Annotated in this window: 15 protein-coding genes; all 15 read left to right on the forward strand. The window is 59.5% G+C overall.

Annotated elements, in window-relative coordinates; genetic code table 11:
• Positions 1 to 6 precede the first annotated feature (6 nt).
• The gene (locus FHT76_RS24765; protein WP_183859203.1) at positions 7 to 1,143 is read left to right on the forward strand and encodes an NADH-quinone oxidoreductase subunit E; all 1,137 of its coding nucleotides are present in this window, start codon (positions 7 to 9) and stop codon (positions 1,141 to 1,143) included.
• A 10-nt stretch (positions 1,144 to 1,153) separates the two neighbouring features.
• Positions 1,154 to 2,458: an NADH-quinone oxidoreductase subunit NuoF gene (gene nuoF, locus FHT76_RS24770; RefSeq protein WP_114712316.1), complete on the forward strand. Its 1,305-nt coding sequence runs from the start codon at positions 1,154 to 1,156 to the stop codon at positions 2,456 to 2,458.
• A gap of 5 nt (positions 2,459 to 2,463) precedes the next feature.
• On the forward strand, positions 2,464 to 3,096 hold the full coding sequence (locus FHT76_RS24775; RefSeq protein ID WP_183859201.1) for a 5' DNA nuclease: 633 nt from the start codon (positions 2,464 to 2,466) through the stop codon (positions 3,094 to 3,096).
• 217 nt (positions 3,097 to 3,313) lie between these two features.
• A complete protein-coding gene (gene nuoG, locus FHT76_RS24780; protein ID WP_183859199.1) occupies positions 3,314 to 5,395 on the forward strand; it encodes an NADH-quinone oxidoreductase subunit NuoG in 2,082 nt (693 codons plus the stop codon).
• 12 nt (positions 5,396 to 5,407) lie between these two features.
• Positions 5,408 to 6,451 (forward strand): NADH-quinone oxidoreductase subunit NuoH, encoded by a 1,044-nt coding sequence (gene nuoH / locus FHT76_RS24785; protein ID WP_016553616.1) that lies wholly within the window; start codon positions 5,408 to 5,410, stop codon positions 6,449 to 6,451.
• A 40-nt stretch (positions 6,452 to 6,491) separates the two neighbouring features.
• On the forward strand, positions 6,492 to 6,983 hold the full coding sequence (gene nuoI, locus FHT76_RS24790; RefSeq protein ID WP_007789671.1) for an NADH-quinone oxidoreductase subunit NuoI: 492 nt from the start codon (positions 6,492 to 6,494) through the stop codon (positions 6,981 to 6,983).
• A gap of 141 nt (positions 6,984 to 7,124) precedes the next feature.
• Entirely contained in the window at positions 7,125 to 7,739 is a 615-nt protein-coding gene (locus tag FHT76_RS24795; RefSeq protein WP_183859197.1) for an NADH-quinone oxidoreductase subunit J, read from the forward strand.
• Between the two features lie 29 nt (positions 7,740 to 7,768).
• The gene (nuoK, locus tag FHT76_RS24800) at positions 7,769 to 8,077 is read left to right on the forward strand and encodes an NADH-quinone oxidoreductase subunit NuoK (protein WP_007531803.1); all 309 of its coding nucleotides are present in this window, start codon (positions 7,769 to 7,771) and stop codon (positions 8,075 to 8,077) included.
• A 7-nt stretch (positions 8,078 to 8,084) separates the two neighbouring features.
• Entirely contained in the window at positions 8,085 to 10,085 is a 2,001-nt protein-coding gene (nuoL, locus tag FHT76_RS24805) for an NADH-quinone oxidoreductase subunit L (protein WP_183756833.1), read from the forward strand.
• Positions 10,085 to 11,596, forward strand: coding sequence for an NADH-quinone oxidoreductase subunit M (locus FHT76_RS24810; protein ID WP_183756832.1), 1,512 nt, complete (start codon positions 10,085 to 10,087; stop codon positions 11,594 to 11,596). Before nuoL ends, FHT76_RS24810 begins: the two co-directional genes overlap by 1 nt.
• Positions 11,597 to 11,614: 18 nt before the next feature.
• Entirely contained in the window at positions 11,615 to 13,060 is a 1,446-nt protein-coding gene (gene nuoN / locus FHT76_RS24815) for an NADH-quinone oxidoreductase subunit NuoN (RefSeq protein WP_183859195.1), read from the forward strand.
• Positions 13,060 to 13,824 carry a biotin--[acetyl-CoA-carboxylase] ligase gene (locus FHT76_RS24820; protein ID WP_183859193.1) on the forward strand — a complete coding sequence of 255 codons (765 nt, stop codon included), beginning with the start codon at positions 13,060 to 13,062 and terminating at the stop codon, positions 13,822 to 13,824. The genes nuoN and FHT76_RS24820 overlap by 1 nt, the downstream gene beginning before the upstream one ends.
• A gap of 17 nt (positions 13,825 to 13,841) precedes the next feature.
• The gene (locus FHT76_RS24825) at positions 13,842 to 15,512 is read left to right on the forward strand and encodes a ribonuclease J (RefSeq protein ID WP_114712324.1); all 1,671 of its coding nucleotides are present in this window, start codon (positions 13,842 to 13,844) and stop codon (positions 15,510 to 15,512) included.
• Positions 15,513 to 15,515: 3 nt separating this feature from the next.
• On the forward strand, positions 15,516 to 15,920 hold the full coding sequence (gene mce, locus FHT76_RS24830) for a methylmalonyl-CoA epimerase (protein WP_183859191.1): 405 nt from the start codon (positions 15,516 to 15,518) through the stop codon (positions 15,918 to 15,920).
• A 133-nt stretch (positions 15,921 to 16,053) separates the two neighbouring features.
• Positions 16,054 to 16,335 carry a DUF1467 family protein gene (locus FHT76_RS24835; RefSeq protein ID WP_183859189.1) on the forward strand — a complete coding sequence of 94 codons (282 nt, stop codon included), beginning with the start codon at positions 16,054 to 16,056 and terminating at the stop codon, positions 16,333 to 16,335.
• The last annotated feature ends 574 nt before the right edge of the window (positions 16,336 to 16,909 follow it).

The raw sequence follows: 16,909 nt of genomic DNA on the forward strand, positions 1-16,909 counted from the left end.
GGAAGAATGTCCGTTCGTCGATTAGCCGAAGATCAATTCCAGCCAGCCGCGTTCGCCTTCAATGACGAGAACGCAGCTTGGGCGGATAAGACGATCCAGAAATATCCCGCAGGCCGTCAGCAATCCGCGGTTATTCCGCTGTTGATGCGGGCGCAGGAGCAGGATGGTTGGGTCACGCGTGCCGCGATCGAAAAGGTCGCTGACATGCTCGATATGGCCTACATCCGCGTTCTCGAAGTTGCGACCTTCTACACGCAGTTCCAGCTCGGCCCGGTCGGCACGCGCGCCCACATCCAGGTGTGCGGCACGACGCCCTGCATGCTGCGCGGCTCGGAAAGCCTGATGGCGGTCTGCAAGAGCAAGATCCACCATCATCCCTTTGAGCGGAATGCCGATGGCACGCTCTCCTGGGAAGAGGTCGAATGTCTTGGGGCCTGCGTCAACGCACCGATGGTGATGATTGGCAAGGACACCTACGAGGATCTGACGCCAGAACGCCTCGAGGAAATCATCGACACGTTTGAAGCTGGCAACGGCGCAAGCATCAAGGTCGGTCCGCAGATCGACCGTCACTTCTCATCGCCGGAAGGCGGTCCGACGTCGCTTTTGACCGAGGAGCCGAAGGCAAAGAAGGTTTCGGCCAAGAAGGCCGTCGAGGAAGCCGTTACGGCAAAGGTCGACGCGGCACCGGTTCCGCCATCTGAGGCAGCCCGTGCGAAGAGCACCGACGCCGAGACCAATGCCGCCCTGAAGACCCCGGTCACGGCTCCGAAGGCGGCTGCGAAGAATGCAAAGGCTGCGGAAGAGCAGCCGGCACCCGCCACGGCCGCGCAGGTTGCGGCGCCAGCCAAGCCGTCCCTGACCGACAAGAACCGTCCGGCTGGCATCGAAAAGCCCGCGACACTAGACGATCTGAAGATGATTTCCGGCGTGGGCCCGAAGATCGAGGCTACCCTGCATGAGATCGGCATTTTCACCTTCGCGCAGGTCGCGAGTTGGAAAAAGGCTGAACGCGAATGGGTCGACGGCTACCTGAATTTCAAGGGCCGCATCGAGCGCGACGACTGGGTCAAGCAGGCCAAGGCGCTCGCCAAGGGCGGCGAAGCGGAATATATCAAGGTCTTCGGTAAGAAGCCGCGGTAAGAGGTGAAGCATGTTACAAGATAAAGACCGCATCTTTACCAATATCTACGGCCTCAAGGACAAGTCCCTGAAGGGCGCCATGGCGCGCGGCCACTGGGACGGCACCAAGCAGATCCTCGAAAAGGGACGCGACTGGATCATCAACGAGATGAAGGCCTCTGGCCTTCGTGGTCGTGGCGGCGCCGGCTTTCCGACGGGTCTCAAGTGGTCCTTCATGCCGAAGGAAAGCGACGGACGCCCGCATTACCTCGTCGTCAATGCCGACGAGTCGGAGCCGGGCACCTGCAAAGACCGCGACATCATGCGTCACGATCCGCACACGCTGATCGAAGGCTGCGTGATCGCAAGCTTCGCCATGGGGGCGAATGCTGCCTACATCTACGTCCGTGGTGAGTACATCCGCGAGCGCGAAGCGCTCCAGGCCGCGATCGACGAGTGCTACGACTACGGCCTGCTCGGCAAGAGCAACAAGCTCGGCTATCCGATGGACATCTACGTCCACCACGGCGCCGGCGCCTACATCTGCGGCGAAGAGACCGCGCTGCTCGAAAGCCTCGAAGGCAAGAAGGGCCAGCCGCGCCTGAAGCCGCCGTTCCCGGCAAACATGGGCCTCTACGGCTGCCCAACGACCGTCAACAACGTCGAGTCGATCGCCGTTGCCCCGACGATCCTGCGTCGTGGCGCGACTTGGTTCTCCTCGATCGGTCGCCCGAACAATGTCGGCACCAAGCTGTTCATGCTCTCCGGTCACGTCAACAAGCCGTGCACCGTCGAAGAAGAAATGGGCATCACCTTCCGCGAACTCGTCGATCGTCATGCCGGCGGCATTCGTGGCGGCTGGGATAACCTGCTTGCCGTCATTCCGGGTGGCGCATCCTGCCCGATCGTTCCGGCCAAGGACATCATCGACTGCCCGATGGACTTCGACGGCCTGCGTGCGGTCGGTTCTTCCTTCGGTACCGCGGCCGCAATCGTCATGGACAAGTCCACCGACGTCATCAAGGCGATCGCTCGCATCTCGGCCTTCTTCAAGCATGAGAGCTGTGGTCAGTGCACTCCATGCCGTGAAGGTACTGGTTGGATGTGGCGCGTCATGGAGCGCATGGCCAAGGGCAACGCCCAGAAGCGCGAAATCGACATGTTGTTCCAGGTCACCAAGCAGATCGAGGGCCACACCATTTGTGCGCTCGGCGATGCTGCCGCGTGGCCGGTGCAGGGGCTGATCCGCAACTTCCGTCACGAGATCGAAGCACGGATCGACCAGTATACGGCGAGCGCACTGGATCACGGTGCTGTTCTGGAGGCTGCGGAGTAAGCGCGATGACGACGAAGGCATCGGACAGCATGAGAAAAGAGGGAGCGGCTGATTTTTCGGCCGACTTCGGTCGTCTTGCTGCCGAGATGCTGGAGAATGCCCGCGCGTTGCCGGTGCCGCCTGTGATGGTCAATCCGGCGGCGGCCATGGCTGCGGCGACGGCGATCGGCCTCGGCTTTTCGACGCAGATGGCGGGCGCATTCTTCGGAGCGCTGCAGGGTGCGTTCGACGCAACGAGCAAGTTTGCCGCCGTTCTCGATGAAACGCCGCCTGATGAGGCCAAGCCTGAAGTGGAAATCCGGCCGGAAAACGTTCGCCCGGCGCCTGCCACGAACGCCGCAACCAAGGTCAAGCTGTCGGTTGTTCCCGCGAAGCCGGATGTAAAGCCTGAAGTGGCGGCCAAGCCCGCTTCGCGCCCCCGCAAGTCCGACGATCTGAAGCAGATTTCCGGGATCGGCCCGAAAATCGAGCAGGTTTTGAACGCCAAGAGCATTCGCTCCTTTGCGGTGATTGCCGGCTGGTCTGACGAGGATGCGGCACGCATAGACGCCGAATTCGGTTTCGATGGGCGGATCGTCCGCGATGGCTGGGTTGCGCAGGCCAAGGCGCTTCTTGCCAAGGGGCGAAAGCGGAAGTGATTTTTCGGCCGAACGGCCGGAGCAAGGTCAAGGCTGAAGAGTGGAGGGCAGGGGTCCGAAACTGCAGAGGCCGAAAGCCGATCCCGGGTCTCGGGGTGGGCAGAGAATTTGAGCGACACCGATGCCAACGGGATAAGAATCCGGCCTGGCAGCGAAACTGTTGCAAAGTGGGTTTGTTTGCCGCCATCCGGCAAACGGAAAACAGGACTGAGTGACGATGGCAAAACTGAAGATTGACGGCAACGAGATCGAAGTCCCGGATCATTACACCCTCATTCAGGCGTGTGAGGAAGCCGGCGCTGAAGTTCCGCGCTTCTGCTTCCATGAGCGCCTTTCGGTCGCCGGCAACTGCCGCATGTGCCTCGTTGAGGTCAAGGGTGGCCCGCCGAAGCCGCAGGCATCTTGCGCCATGGGCGTGCGCGATATCCGCGGCGGCCCGAATGGCGAACTTCCTGAGGTCTTCACCAACACGCCGATGGTCAAGAAGGCCCGCGAAGGCGTGATGGAGTTCCTGCTGATCAACCATCCGCTCGATTGCCCGATCTGCGACCAGGGCGGCGAATGCGACCTGCAGGACCAGGCGATGGCCTTCGGTATCGACAGCTCGCGCTATCAGGAAGACAAGCGCGCCGTCGAAGACAAGTATATCGGACCGCTCGTCAAGACGGTCATGAACCGCTGCATTCACTGCACTCGTTGCGTTCGCTTCACGACCGAAGTGGCTGGCATCTCCGAACTCGGCCTGATCGGCCGCGGCGAGGACGCCGAAATCACCACGTACCTCGAGCAGGCGATGACCTCCGAGCTGCAGGGTAACGTCGTTGACCTCTGCCCGGTCGGCGCGCTGACCTCCAAGCCCTTCGCCTTCACGGCCCGCCCGTGGGAGCTGAACAAGACCGAATCGATCGACGTGATGGACGCCCTCGGTTCTGCAATCCGCGTCGATACACGTGGCCGTGAAGTCATGCGCGTACTGCCGCGCGTCAATGACCAGATCAATGAAGAGTGGATCTCCGACAAGAGCCGCTACATTTGGGATGGCCTGAAGACGCAGCGTATCGACCGCCCATATGTTCGCAAGGATGGCCGCCTGCAGGCAGCGACCTGGGGCGAAGCCTTCGGAACGATCAAGGCTGCCGTTGCTGCAACCAACGGCGAGAAAATCGGCGCGATTGCCGGCGACCTCGCATCCGTCGAAGAAATGTACGCCCTGTCGGAGCTCGTGAGGTCGCTGGGTTCCGAGAACCTCGACTGTCGCCAGGATGGGACGGCACTCGATCCGTCGCTCGGTCGCGCAAGCTACGTCTTCAACCCGACGATCGAAGGCATCGAACAGGCAGACGCGCTGCTGATCATTGGCGCCAACCCTCGTTTCGAGGCCGCCGTGCTCAACGCTCGCATCCGCAAGCGCTGGCGTCGCGGCAACTTCCCGATCGGCGTGATCGGTGAGGCAGGCGAGCTGCGTTACGACTACGAATATCTCGGCGCCGGCCCGGACACGCTGAAAGATCTAGCCGACGGCAGCCATGCCTTCGCGAAGGTTCTGACGGATGCCAAGAAGCCGATGATCCTCATCGGCCAAGGCGCTCTGTCGCGCGCCGATGGTGCTGGTGTTCTCGCAACTGCTGCAAAGCTTGCGGGCATTGTCGGCGCAGTCGTCGAAGGCTGGAACGGCTTTGCCGTACTCCACACCGCGGCATCGCGCGTCGGCGGCCTCGATCTCGGCTTCGTTCCGGGCGCAAAGGGCGTCAACGCTGCCGAAATGTTGTCGTCGATGGACGTTCTCTTCCTGCTTGGCGCCGACGAGCTTGATTTCGCTGCCAAGAAGGCAAAGCTGACGGTCTATATCGGCTCGCATGGCGACAACGGCGCCCACAATGCCGACGTCATCCTGCCGGCTGCGGCCTACACCGAAAAGTCCGGGACCTGGGTCAACACCGAGGGGCGCGTCCAGATGGGCAATCGCGCCGGCTTTGCGCCTGGCGATGCCCGCGAAGACTGGGCGATCCTGCGTGCGCTTTCCGACGTGCTCGGCAAGAAGCTTCCGTTTGATTCGCTTGGCGAATTGCGCGCAAGGCTTTACGCGGCATTCCCGCATTTCGCAGCACTTGATGAGATCGCCGAAAGCGACAGCGCCAAAATTGCCGCAGTCGCTAAAAAAGCCGGCAAGATGAATAAATCCGGGTTTGCGTCGCCGGTCAAAGACTTCTATTTGACGAACCCGATCGCGCGCGCCTCCGCCGTAATGGCAGAGTGCTCGGCATTGGCCCGCAACAACTTCAAAGTCGCGGCAGAGTAAGGGCAGGGGACTATGGAATCGTTTGTTTCAACTTATCTCTTGCCTGGCCTCCTTATGGTCGGTCAGTCGCTTCTTCTCCTCGTCTGCCTGCTCGTCTTCATCGCCTACATTCTGCTGGCGGACCGTAAGGTCTGGGCAGCCGTGCAGTTGCGCCGAGGTCCGAATGTGGTGGGGCCGTGGGGCCTTTTCCAGTCTTTCGCCGATCTTTTGAAGTTCGTCTTCAAGGAGCCGGTGATTCCGGCTGGCGCCAACAAGGCCGTGTTCCTTCTGGCACCGCTCGTGACGGTGCTGCTGGCGCTGTCGACCTGGGCTGTCGTGCCGCTGGCGGATGGCTGGGTGATCGCCAACATAAACGTTGGTATTCTCTACATTTTCGCGATCTCGTCGCTTGAAGTGTACGGCATCATCATGGGCGGATGGGCTTCGAACTCGAAGTATCCGTTCCTCGGCGCGCTCCGCTCCGCTGCGCAGATGGTTTCCTATGAAGTCTCGATCGGCTTCGTTATCGTCACTGTTCTGCTCTGCGTGGGTTCGTTGAACTTGACGGACATCGTCCATGCCCAGCAGTCCGGCCTCGGTACGCGCCTCGGTTTGCCGGCGTCGTTCCTCGACTGGCATTGGCTGGCGCTGTTCCCGATGTTCATCGTCTTCTTCATTTCCGCACTTGCCGAAACGAACCGCCCGCCTTTCGACCTTCCGGAAGCGGAATCGGAACTCGTCGCCGGCTTCATGGTCGAATACGGTTCCTCGCTCTACATGATGTTCATGCTCGGCGAATATGCGGCCATCGTTCTGATGTGCTCGCTGACGACGATCCTGTTCCTCGGGGGCTGGCTGCCGCCGGTCGACGTATGGTTCCTGAACTGGGTGCCGGGCGTCATCTGGTTTACGCTGAAGTCGTGCCTGGTGTTCTTCATGTTCGCGATGGTCAAGGCATTCGTCCCGCGTTATCGCTACGACCAGCTGATGCGCCTCGGCTGGAAGGTTTTCCTTCCGCTGTCGCTCGCCATGGTCGTAATCGTTGCATTCGTGCTGAAGCTGACGGGTTGGGCGTGATCATGCCGGCCCTCGTTTCAAGCAATATTGGAGGTTGAAGATGGCAGGCTTGTCCAACGCGGTCAGCTCGCTGTTCCTGAAGGAATTCGTCAGTGCGTTCTGGCTGACCTTCCGGTACATTTTTAAGCAGAAGGCAACGATCAATTACCCGTTCGAAAAGGGACCGGTCAGCCCGCGCTTCCGCGGCGAACACGCGCTGCGTCGTTATCCCAACGGCGAGGAGCGCTGCATCGCCTGCAAGCTCTGCGAGGCCATCTGTCCTGCCCAGGCAATCACCATCGAAGCCGGCCCCCGCCGCAACGATGGCACGCGCCGCACAGTTCGTTACGACATCGACATGGTAAAGTGCATCTACTGCGGCTTCTGCCAGGAGGCATGCCCCGTCGATGCGATCGTCGAAGGTCCGAATTTCGAATTTGCAACGGAAACCCGCGAAGAACTCTACTTCGACAAGGCGCGGCTTCTGGAGAACGGCGACCGGTGGGAGCGTGAGATCGCGCGCAACATCGCGCTGGATGCACCGTACCGTTGATCGAAATTGAAATGCCGGAGTGCCGCCCCTCGCGCGGCTTCCGGTCAACATGCACCGAGGCTTTGCCGGCGAGTTCCGTGCGAAGCTTCATCGGGCAGGGAAACTCCCGGCTGCCCGGGGGAAGATGAAAAAGGCACCAACATGGGTCTGCAGGCTCTATTTTTCTATCTTTTCGCCTTTGTCGCGGTAGCGTCGGCGTTCATGGTCATCTGGTCGAAGAATCCGGTTCATTCCGTTCTCTTCCTGATCCTGGTTTTCTTCAACGCGGCTGGCCTCTTCCTGCTGCTGGGCGCTGAATTCCTGGCGATGATCCTGCTCGTCGTGTACGTCGGCGCCGTGGCCGTTCTCTTCCTCTTCGTGGTCATGATGCTTGACATCGACTTCACGGAGTTGCGTGCAGGGGTTCTCGAATATGCGCCGATCGGTGCGGTCATCGGCCTGATCCTCGCGGCCGAGCTCATCGTCGTTGTGGGTGGCAGCGTAATCTCGCCGGAAATCGCCAACTCGGTGGCAATGCCGATCCCGGCGCTGACAGAGCGCACCAACACCGCAGCACTCGGTGACGTGCTCTATACGAATTACGTCTACTTCTTCCAGATCGCTGGTCTGGTGCTGCTCGTCGCAATGATCGGTGCGATCGTGCTGACGCTCAAGCATCGCCAGAACATCAAGCGACAGAACATCGCCAATCAGGTTGCCCGCAATCCTAAGACCGCCGTTGAGGTGGTCAAGGTGAAGCCGGGACAGGGCGTTTGAAGCAGGCGCGAGCTTAAGGAACAAATACAATGGTCATCGGACTTTCCCATTACCTGACGGTCAGCGCCATCCTCTTCACGCTCGGCGTCTTCGGTATCTTCCTGAACCGGAAGAACATCATCGTTATCCTGATGTCGATCGAGCTCATTCTGCTTGCGGTCAACATCAACATGGTCGCCTTCTCGTCGTTCCTCAACGACATCGTCGGCCAGGTTTTCGCATTGTTCATTCTGACCGTCGCTGCGGCTGAAGCGGCTATCGGTCTTGCAATTCTCGTCGTCTTCTACCGTAACCGCGGCTCGATCGGCGTCGAAGACGTCAACATGATGAAGGGCTGATAAGGCTATGTTTTTATATAAGGCTATCGTCTTTCTTCCCCTGATCGGCGCGATCATCGCTGGCCTCTTCGGTCGCGCGATCGGCGCCAAGGCATCGGAATACGTCACATCGGGCCTGATGATCATTGCCGCGGTCCTGTCGTGGTATGTCTTCATCACCGTCGGCATGGGCCACCACGAAGGCGGCCCCATCAAGGTCGAAGTGCTGCGCTGGATCCAGTCCGGCGGCATCGACGTGTCCTGGTCGCTGCGCGTCGATACGCTGACCTCGGTCATGCTGATCGTCGTCAACACCGTCTCCACGCTCGTGCACGTCTACTCGATCGGATACATGCATCACGATCCGCATCGTCCGCGCTTCTTTGCCTATCTGTCGCTCTTCACCTTCGCGATGCTGATGCTGGTGACCGCCGATAACCTGGCGCAGATGTTCTTCGGCTGGGAAGGCGTTGGTCTGGCCTCGTATCTGCTGATCGGCTTCTGGTTCAAGAAGCCGTCGGCGAATGCCGCCGCGATGAAGGCCTTCATCGTCAACCGTGTTGGCGACTTTGGCTTCATCCTCGGTATTGCCAGCCTCTTCGTCCTTTTCGGTGCGATCAATTTCGATACCATCTTCGCAAACGCGGCGACCTTTGCGCCGTCGGAAGCCGGTGGCCAAGGCGGCGAGGTCGTTCTCAACCTCTTCGGCATGCATCTCGACAAGGCGCACGCACTGACCGGCGCCTGCCTGCTGCTCTTCATGGGCGCGATGGGTAAGTCGGCACAGTTCCTGCTGCACACCTGGCTGCCGGATGCCATGGAAGGCCCGACGCCAGTGTCGGCGCTCATCCATGCTGCGACGATGGTGACCGCAGGCGTGTTCCTCGTCGCCCGCATGTCGCCGCTGTTTGAACTGTCACCGGACGCGTTGGTATTCGTAACGACGATCGGTGCGATCACGGCGTTCTTCGCGGCAACTGTCGGTCTGGTGCAGAACGACATCAAGCGCGTCATCGCCTACTCGACCTGCTCGCAGCTTGGCTACATGTTCGTTGCGCTCGGTGTCGGTGCATACGGCGCTGCCATCTTCCATCTGTTCACGCACGCTTTCTTCAAGGCCCTGCTGTTCCTCGGCGCCGGCTCGGTGATCCACGCCGTCGATGGTGAGCAGGACATGCGTTACATGGGAGGCCTGCGTACGCATATCCCGGTCACCTTCTGGATGATGACGATTGGTACGCTTGCTCTGACGGGCGTCGGCATTCCTTTCACGCCAATCGGCTTTGCCGGCTTCTTCTCCAAGGACGTGATCATCGAGGCGGCTTACGCATCGCACTCGCCGGTCGCGGGGTTTGCTTTCACGCTGTTGGTGATCGCCGCTCTGTTCACCAGCTTCTATTCCTGGCGCTTGGCGTTCCTGACTTTCTTTGGCCAGCCGCGCGCCTCACACGAAGTGATGCACCACGTTCATGAATCTCCGCAGGTCATGCTGGTGCCGCTGTATATTCTTGCTGCCGGTGCGGTACTCGCAGGCGTCCTTTTCGAGGGCCGCTTCTATGGCGAAGAGTATGCGGAGTTCTGGAAGGGCGCGCTCTTCACCTCGGAGCACAACGAACTGTTGGAAGAATTCCATCACGTTCCGGCTTGGGTTGGGCTGAGCCCGTTCATTGCGATGCTCGTCGGCTTCATCACCGCTTGGTACATGTATATCAAGTCGCCGTCGACGCCGCGTGTCCTGGCGAAGCAGCATCGGGTGCTCTACCACTTCCTGCTCAACAAGTGGTACTTCGACGAACTCTACGACTTCCTCTTCGTCCGTTCGGCAAAGGCGCTTGGTCGCTTCCTGTGGAAGAAGGGTGACGTCGGCGTCATCGACACCTATGGCCCGAACGGCGTTGCTGCTCGCGTTGTCGATGTCACCAACCGCGTCGTGCGCTTGCAGACCGGTTACCTCTATCACTACGCGTTCGCCATGCTGATCGGTGTTGCGGCGCTTGTTACCTGGATGATGCTCGGGAGTTCCGTCTGATGACCGATTGGCCTATTCTTTCAACGGTCACCTTCCTGCCGCTCGTCGGCGTGGTGCTCCTGCTGCTGATGAATGAAAACGGTCCGAGTGGCCGCCGCAACGTGCTCAACATTTCGTTGATCACGACGGTCGCCACTTTCGTTCTGTCGCTCTTCATCTGGATCGGCTTCGACAATGCTAACCCGGGCTTCCAGATGATCGAAAAGCATGGCTGGCTCGGCACCGGCATCAGCTATCATCTCGGCATTGACGGGATCTCGATGCTCTTCGTGATCCTGACGACCTTCCTCATGCCGTTCTGCGTACTGGCGAGCTGGCTGTCGATCGAGAAGCGCCTGAAGGACTACATGATCGCCTTCCTGATCCTGGAAGTCATGATGGTTGGCGTCTTCGTCTCGCTCGATATCGTTCTCTTCTACGTGTTCTTCGAAGCCGGCCTCATTCCGATGTTCCTGATCATCGGCGTCTGGGGTGGCAAGGATCGCGTTTACGCTAGCTACAAGTTCTTCCTGTATACGCTGCTTGGCTCCGTTCTGATGCTGCTGGCCATCATGGCGATGTACTGGCAGGCCGGCACGACCGATATTCAGGCGCTGCTTGCCTATAAGTTCCCGCCGCAGATGCAGACATGGCTTTGGCTTGCCTTCTTCGCGTCCTTCGCGGTGAAAATGCCGATGTGGCCGGTTCACACCTGGCTTCCGGATGCGCACGTCCAGGCACCGACCGCAGGCTCGGTCATCCTGGCAGGCGTCCTTCTGAAGCTCGGCGGCTATGGCCTGATCCGCTTCTCGCTCGGCATGTTCCCCGTTGCCTCGGAGTTCTTCGCGCCGCTCGTCTTCGCGCTGTCGGTCATTGCCATCATCTACACCTCGCTGGTGGCGCTGATGCAGGACGATATGAAGAAGTTGATTGCCTATTCCTCGGTGGCCCACATGGGCTACGTGACGATGGGCATCTTCGCAGCGAACGCGCAGGGTCTGCAGGGCTCGATCTTCCAGATGCTGTCGCACGGCATCGTCTCGGGCGCTCTCTTCCTTTGTGTCGGCGTGATCTACGACCGAACCCATACTCGTGAGATCGCGGCCTACGGCGGTCTGGTCAACAACATGCCGAAATACGCCGTTGCGATGATGGTCTTCACGATGGCGAACGTCGGCCTTCCGGGCACCTCGGGTTTCGTCGGTGAGTTTCTAACCCTGATTGGCGTCTTCCGCGTCAACAGCTGGGTCGCACTTTTCGCTGCAACAGGCGTAATTTTCTCCGCCGCTTATGCGCTCTGGCTCTATCGCCGCGTGATCTTCGGCGCGCTGGAAAAGGAAAAGCTCAAGGCGCTGCTCGATCTTTCGCCTCGTGAACAGCTGACCCTTTATCCGCTGATCGCACTGACCATCTTCTTCGGCGTGTATCCGGCTCCGGTCTTCGATGTCACTGCGGCATCGGTTGACCAGCTGATCCATAGCTATACGGCCGCAGTCCAGGCAGCGCAGGATGTTGCGCTGTCGATGAAATGATGACGGGACTTTTGGGACATGACCTCTGAAACTATTCTCGCAAGCCTCCATCTTTCCATTCCGGAGCTGATCCTCGCGGTCGGCGCCTTGGTTCTCTTGATGATTGGCGTCTTCTCGGGGGAGCGCTCTGGCCGCATGGTCAGCGTTCTCGCGATGATCGTGCTGGCGGCAGCCGCCTTGTGGCTGATCTTCCTGCCGAGCGAAGGCCTTGCCTACGGCGGTGTCTTCCTGTCGGACGGCTTCGGTCGCTTCATGAAGATCACGGCGCTGGTTGGCTCGATTGCAGCCCTCTTCATGTCGCTTGGTCTGGCCAAGGAAAACCAGCTCGACAAGTTCGAGTTTCCGGTCCTGCTCGTGCTCTGCACGCTCGGCATCCTGCTGATGATTTCGGCCAACGATCTCATCTCGCTCTACCTCGGCCTTGAGCTGCAGTCGCTCGCGATTTACGTCGTTGCTGCAATCAATCGCGATAGCGTCAAGTCCACGGAAGCCGGCCTGAAGTACTTCGTACTCGGAGCGCTTTCCTCGGGCATGCTGCTTTACGGCATGTCGCTGGTCTATGGCTTCACCGGTCACACCCAGTTCGCTGCGATCGCCCAGGCATTGAGCGTTGACGGCGCGCGTTCGCTCGGTCTCATCTTCGGCCTGGTCTTCATCCTTGCCGGTATCGCCTTCAAGATTTCCGCTGTTCCGTTCCATATGTGGACACCGGATGTTTACGAAGGCGCGCCGACCCCGGTCACGGCATTCCTTGCCAGCGCTCCGAAGGTTGCGGCGATGGCTATGTTGACCCGTATTGTGATCACTGCCTTCCAGCCGGTCGTGGCTGATTGGCAGCAGGTCGTGGTCTTCATTTCGATCGCTTCCATGCTGCTTGGTTCCTTTGCCGCAATCGGCCAGAAGAACATCAAGCGACTGATGGCCTATTCGTCGATCGGTCACATGGGCTATGCGCTTGTTGGCCTAGCTGCCGGCAACCAGACCGGCGTTTCGGGCGTCATGCTCTACATGGTCATCTACATGGTGATGACACTCGGCGGCTTCGCGATCATCATGTCGATGCGGCGGAAGGACGGCACGGTCGTCGAAGAAGTGAACGACCTGGCTGGCCTGTCGACCACCAATCCGTTCATGGCGACGGTTATGACCATCCTGATGTTCTCGCTGGCGGGCATTCCTCCGCTCGCAGGCTTCTTTGCGAAGTACTTCGTGTTTGTGGCTGCGATCGAAGCGAAGCTCTATGCTCTTGCGATCATCGGTGTTCTCGCCTCGGTCGTCGGCGCCTACTACTACCTGCGCGTCATTAAGCTGATGTGGTTCGATGAAGCCACCGGCGAGTTCGCGCGGGTCTCGGGGTCGCTCCGTCTTGTCTTTGGTCTGTCTGGCCTCTTCATTCTCGCCTATGTCTTCATCGGCGGTCCGATCGGCGGCGCGGCCGAGCTTGCAGCTGCGACGCTCTTTTGATGAACTCTGAGGCACGGCGCCGGATATCGCTCGACGATTTCAGGCACGAGGCTCTGTCGGAGACATCGTCCACGAATAGCGAATGCCTTGCCCGTGCGCGGGCAGGGGACCGCGGTCTTCTCTGGATCACGGCGGAAAAACAGACCGGCGGCCGTGGCCGCCGGGGACGCCCGTGGGTTTCCGAGCGGGGCAATCTCTATGCCTCGCTTCTTCTTATCGATCCGGCGCCCCTGGAGCGCCTTGGCTCTTTGCCGCTGGCAATTGCCGTCGCGGTTCACCAAGCCGTTCGCCATGTGCTGCCGCATACGGCCGAGCCGCTCGAAGTGAAGTGGCCGAACGATATCCTGGTCGGACGAAAGAAGACTTGCGGCATTCTTGTCGAGGGCGAAGCCCTCCCGGACGGGCGTCATTCACTCGTCATCGGCATAGGCATCAACGTCGCATTCATGCCTGATAACCCGCTCTACCCGGTCACCTGCCTGCGCGAGCAGGGGAGCTCGGCTTCCCCCGAAGAGGTTTTCGCCCATCTTTATGCATCGATGGCTGAGGTCCTGGAGGCATGGGATCGCGGCCGCGGTGTACGGGAAATCACGGAGCGGTGGCGCCGGGTCGCCTGTGGTATCGGCGAAAAGATAACTGTGAACCTGCCGGACCGGTCGATTTCCGGCCACTTCGCCGGAATTGATGATAATGGCCTGTTGATGCTCGATACCGGCGCAGGCAGGATGATGACGATTGCCGCCGGCGACGTCTTCTTTGGTTGATTGGAAAAACGAAAAATATGGCGAAGCAGGACGAACTGGTATTTTTGCCGTTGGGCGGCGTTGGCGAGATCGGAATGAATCTCGCCCTTTACGGCTACGGCCCGCCGGACCACCGCCAGTGGATCATGGTCGACTGCGGCGTCACCTTCCCGGGACCGGACCTGCCGGGAGTCGATCTTGTGTTGCCGGACATTCGTTATCTCGCCAGTGAGCGCAAGAGCCTCAAGGCGATCTTTATCACCCACGCCCATGAGGACCACTACGGCGCGCTCGCCGATCTGTGGCCGGGCCTCAATGTGCCGGTCTATGCCTCCGCCTTTACCGCTGGCCTGCTGGAGGCAAAGCGCAACTTCGAGAAATCGGCCATTGGCGAGATCCCGGTGACGCTGTTTACGGCGGGCGACACTGTCAATGCCGGCCCCTTCAGTGTCGAGGGCGTGGCGGTCAACCATTCCATTCCCGAGCCGATGTCGCTGGTGATCCGTACGCCACTCGGCAATGTGATCCATACCGGCGACTGGAAGATCGATCATGAGCCTTCGCTTGGTCCGCTGACCGACGAGACACGGTTCCGCCAACTCGGGGATGAAGGTGTCCTGGCGTTGATGTGCGATTCCACGAATGCTCTGCGAGATGGCGTATCGCCGTCGGAGAAGGACGTTTCCGCGAGCCTGCGCAAGATCATCGAGAATGCGGAAGGCCGGGTTGCGGTAACGACATTCTCATCGAACGTCGGCCGTATTCGCACCGTGGCCGAGGCGGCCGAGGCTGAAGGCCGCGAAGTCCTTCTGCTTGGCAGCTCGCTCAAGCGGGTCGTCGACGTTTCCCGCGATATCGGACTGATGGAAGGCATCAAGCCGTTCATTTCCGAGGAGGAATACGGCTACGTCCCGCGCGACAAGGTGGTGGTCATTCTGACCGGTAGCCAGGGCGAGCCACGCGCTGCCCTTGCGAAACTGTCGCGCGACGAGATGCGCAATGTGGCGCTGGCATCAGGCGACATCGTGGTATTCTCCTCGCGCGCTATCCCCGGTAACGAGAAGGCGATCCAGGATATCAAGAACGGCCTGATCGAGCAGGGCGTCCACGTGATCACCGACAACGAGGCCCTCGTTCACGTTTCCGGACATCCTCGCCGCAACGAGCTGCAGAAGATGTATGAGCTGACCCGGCCGAAGATCGTTGTGCCGGTGCATGGCGAAGCGACGCACCTGACGGCTCACAAGGAACTTGCGGAGCAGTCCGGTATCGCGATCGTACCGCGCGTGCGCAATGGCGACATCCTCCGGCTGGCACCAGGACCCGTCGAGGTAATCGACGAGGCGCCGCATGGCCGTATATATAAGGACGGCTCGCTGATCGGCGATTTCGACGAGATGGGCATTGGCGAGCGCAAGAAGCTCTCCTATGTCGGCCACGTCGCCGTCAACGTGGTGATCGATAGCCGCTACGATATCGTCGGTGATCCCGATCTTGTCGCGATTGGCCTTCCTGTCTATGACGACGAAGGCGACGAGATGGAAGATACGCTTTACGATGCGGCTGTTGGCGCCATCGAGAGTATACCACGGGCCCGACGGAAGGATCTCGACCTGCTGCAGGAGTCGGTCCGCCGTGCCATCCGAGCGACGGCCAACCAGACCTGGGGCAAGAAGCCTGTCGTCACGGTCTTCGTTACGAAGGTGTGACGGATGCTCGGTCGGGTCAACCATGTCGCTATTGCAGTTCCCGACCTTGCGGCCGCAACGGCGTCATACCGCGATACGCTAGGCGCGACCGTTTCGGCCCCGCAAGCTCTGCCGGAACACGGCGTTACCGTTGTCTTCGTTGAGTTGCCGAACACGAAGGTCGAACTGCTGCAGCCGCTGGGAACGGACTCGCCGATTGCTGCCTTTCTGGACAAGAACCCGTCCGGCGGGATGCACCATATTTGCTACGAGGTTGGCGATATCCTCGCGGCCCGCGACCAGTTGATCCAAGGTGGGGCGAGGGTGCTTGGCGCCGGCGAGCCCAAGATCGGCGCGCACGGAAAGCCGGTGCTCTTCCTGCATCCGAAGGATTTCTTCGGCACCCTGATCGAGCTCGAGCAGGTCTGAGCAGGCCTGCGGCAGAGTGACCGAAAATGCCGAAAGTCGGCAAGGTGCCTGAAAGCGGCTTTGAGTTGGCCGGTATTTCGGCTTATAAGCACGGCAATTGCGATCGTCGCAGAGAGCCTAGCGGGACAATTCGATGCTGCAGATATTTCTACAGGGCTTCGCCGTCTACTTTATCGTGTGGTGGATGACGCTCTTTGCCGTTCTCCCGATCGGTCTGCGCACACAAGCGGAAGACAACGACATCGTGCTGGGAACGGTTCACAGCGCGCCGACCCGCTTTAGGGCTGTCTTCGTTTTTTCGATGACGACGCTCATTTCCGCCATCATATATGCTCTCTGGTATATCGCTTCGAATTACTTCGGATGGGGTTTCGACGCCCTACCACAAATCGGCCCTTCGTTCTCAAATGTCTAAGGGCGTTTGCCCAGTTTTTGGGCGAATGCGGATTTCGACTGTCATACACCTGTCATCAAGTTGCGGCATGGAGTTGCCGTAACGTGATATGGACATTGCTTTACGTTAGAAGGCCCAATTCATCGGGCTGTTTGGAGTAATAAAAAGCAAAAAAAAACAAGGCTAAAAGCCTTGTTTTAAGTATCGCGTGATCCTTATCCGTTGCCGGGGCTGCGACGAGCGCGCCTAAGATCTGATCCTCCCAAGACTTGACCGCGAAATCGACAAGGATTTGAGCTCCTTGCCTGTTTTGTGGGCTAAAACTAGCTCAAAGAATGGGCTTTGTCATCAGCTTTTTTTGCATTTTTGCTACACTTCAGCAATTTTTTTCTGTTGATAAGAATTTCGCACAAGCCATTATAATTTCGCCTTTTTCTTAGATTGTCTGCTTCGCAAGTGCGAACATGCTTTAACGGAAGGCCGCTTAAGTCCGTCGCGGGTTTCTTTCCTTTCACGAAGCAGTTATGAACGCTGCCAATATTTGTGAACGCCTTCGATTCCGCGCCATGCGGTGTCTCAACAGCTCTGGAATTCG

Source organism: Rhizobium sp. BK176, from assembly GCF_024808055.1.

Coding starts and splice junctions, on each gene's coding strand:
- FHT76_RS24765 (WP_183859203.1), top strand. CDS start 7: ATGTCCGTTCGTCGATTAGCCGAAGATCAATTCCAGCCAGCCGCGTTC.
- nuoF (WP_114712316.1), top strand. CDS start 1,154: ATGTTACAAGATAAAGACCGCATCTTTACCAATATCTACGGCCTCAAG.
- FHT76_RS24775 (WP_183859201.1), top strand. CDS start 2,464: ATGACGACGAAGGCATCGGACAGCATGAGAAAAGAGGGAGCGGCTGAT.
- nuoG (WP_183859199.1), top strand. CDS start 3,314: ATGGCAAAACTGAAGATTGACGGCAACGAGATCGAAGTCCCGGATCAT.
- nuoH (WP_016553616.1), top strand. CDS start 5,408: ATGGAATCGTTTGTTTCAACTTATCTCTTGCCTGGCCTCCTTATGGTC.
- nuoI (WP_007789671.1), top strand. CDS start 6,492: ATGGCAGGCTTGTCCAACGCGGTCAGCTCGCTGTTCCTGAAGGAATTC.
- FHT76_RS24795 (WP_183859197.1), top strand. CDS start 7,125: ATGGGTCTGCAGGCTCTATTTTTCTATCTTTTCGCCTTTGTCGCGGTA.
- nuoK (WP_007531803.1), top strand. CDS start 7,769: ATGGTCATCGGACTTTCCCATTACCTGACGGTCAGCGCCATCCTCTTC.
- nuoL (WP_183756833.1), top strand. CDS start 8,085: ATGTTTTTATATAAGGCTATCGTCTTTCTTCCCCTGATCGGCGCGATC.
- FHT76_RS24810 (WP_183756832.1), top strand. CDS start 10,085: ATGACCGATTGGCCTATTCTTTCAACGGTCACCTTCCTGCCGCTCGTC.
- nuoN (WP_183859195.1), top strand. CDS start 11,615: ATGACCTCTGAAACTATTCTCGCAAGCCTCCATCTTTCCATTCCGGAG.
- FHT76_RS24820 (WP_183859193.1), top strand. CDS start 13,060: ATGAACTCTGAGGCACGGCGCCGGATATCGCTCGACGATTTCAGGCAC.
- FHT76_RS24825 (WP_114712324.1), top strand. CDS start 13,842: ATGGCGAAGCAGGACGAACTGGTATTTTTGCCGTTGGGCGGCGTTGGC.
- mce (WP_183859191.1), top strand. CDS start 15,516: ATGCTCGGTCGGGTCAACCATGTCGCTATTGCAGTTCCCGACCTTGCG.
- FHT76_RS24835 (WP_183859189.1), top strand. CDS start 16,054: ATGCTGCAGATATTTCTACAGGGCTTCGCCGTCTACTTTATCGTGTGG.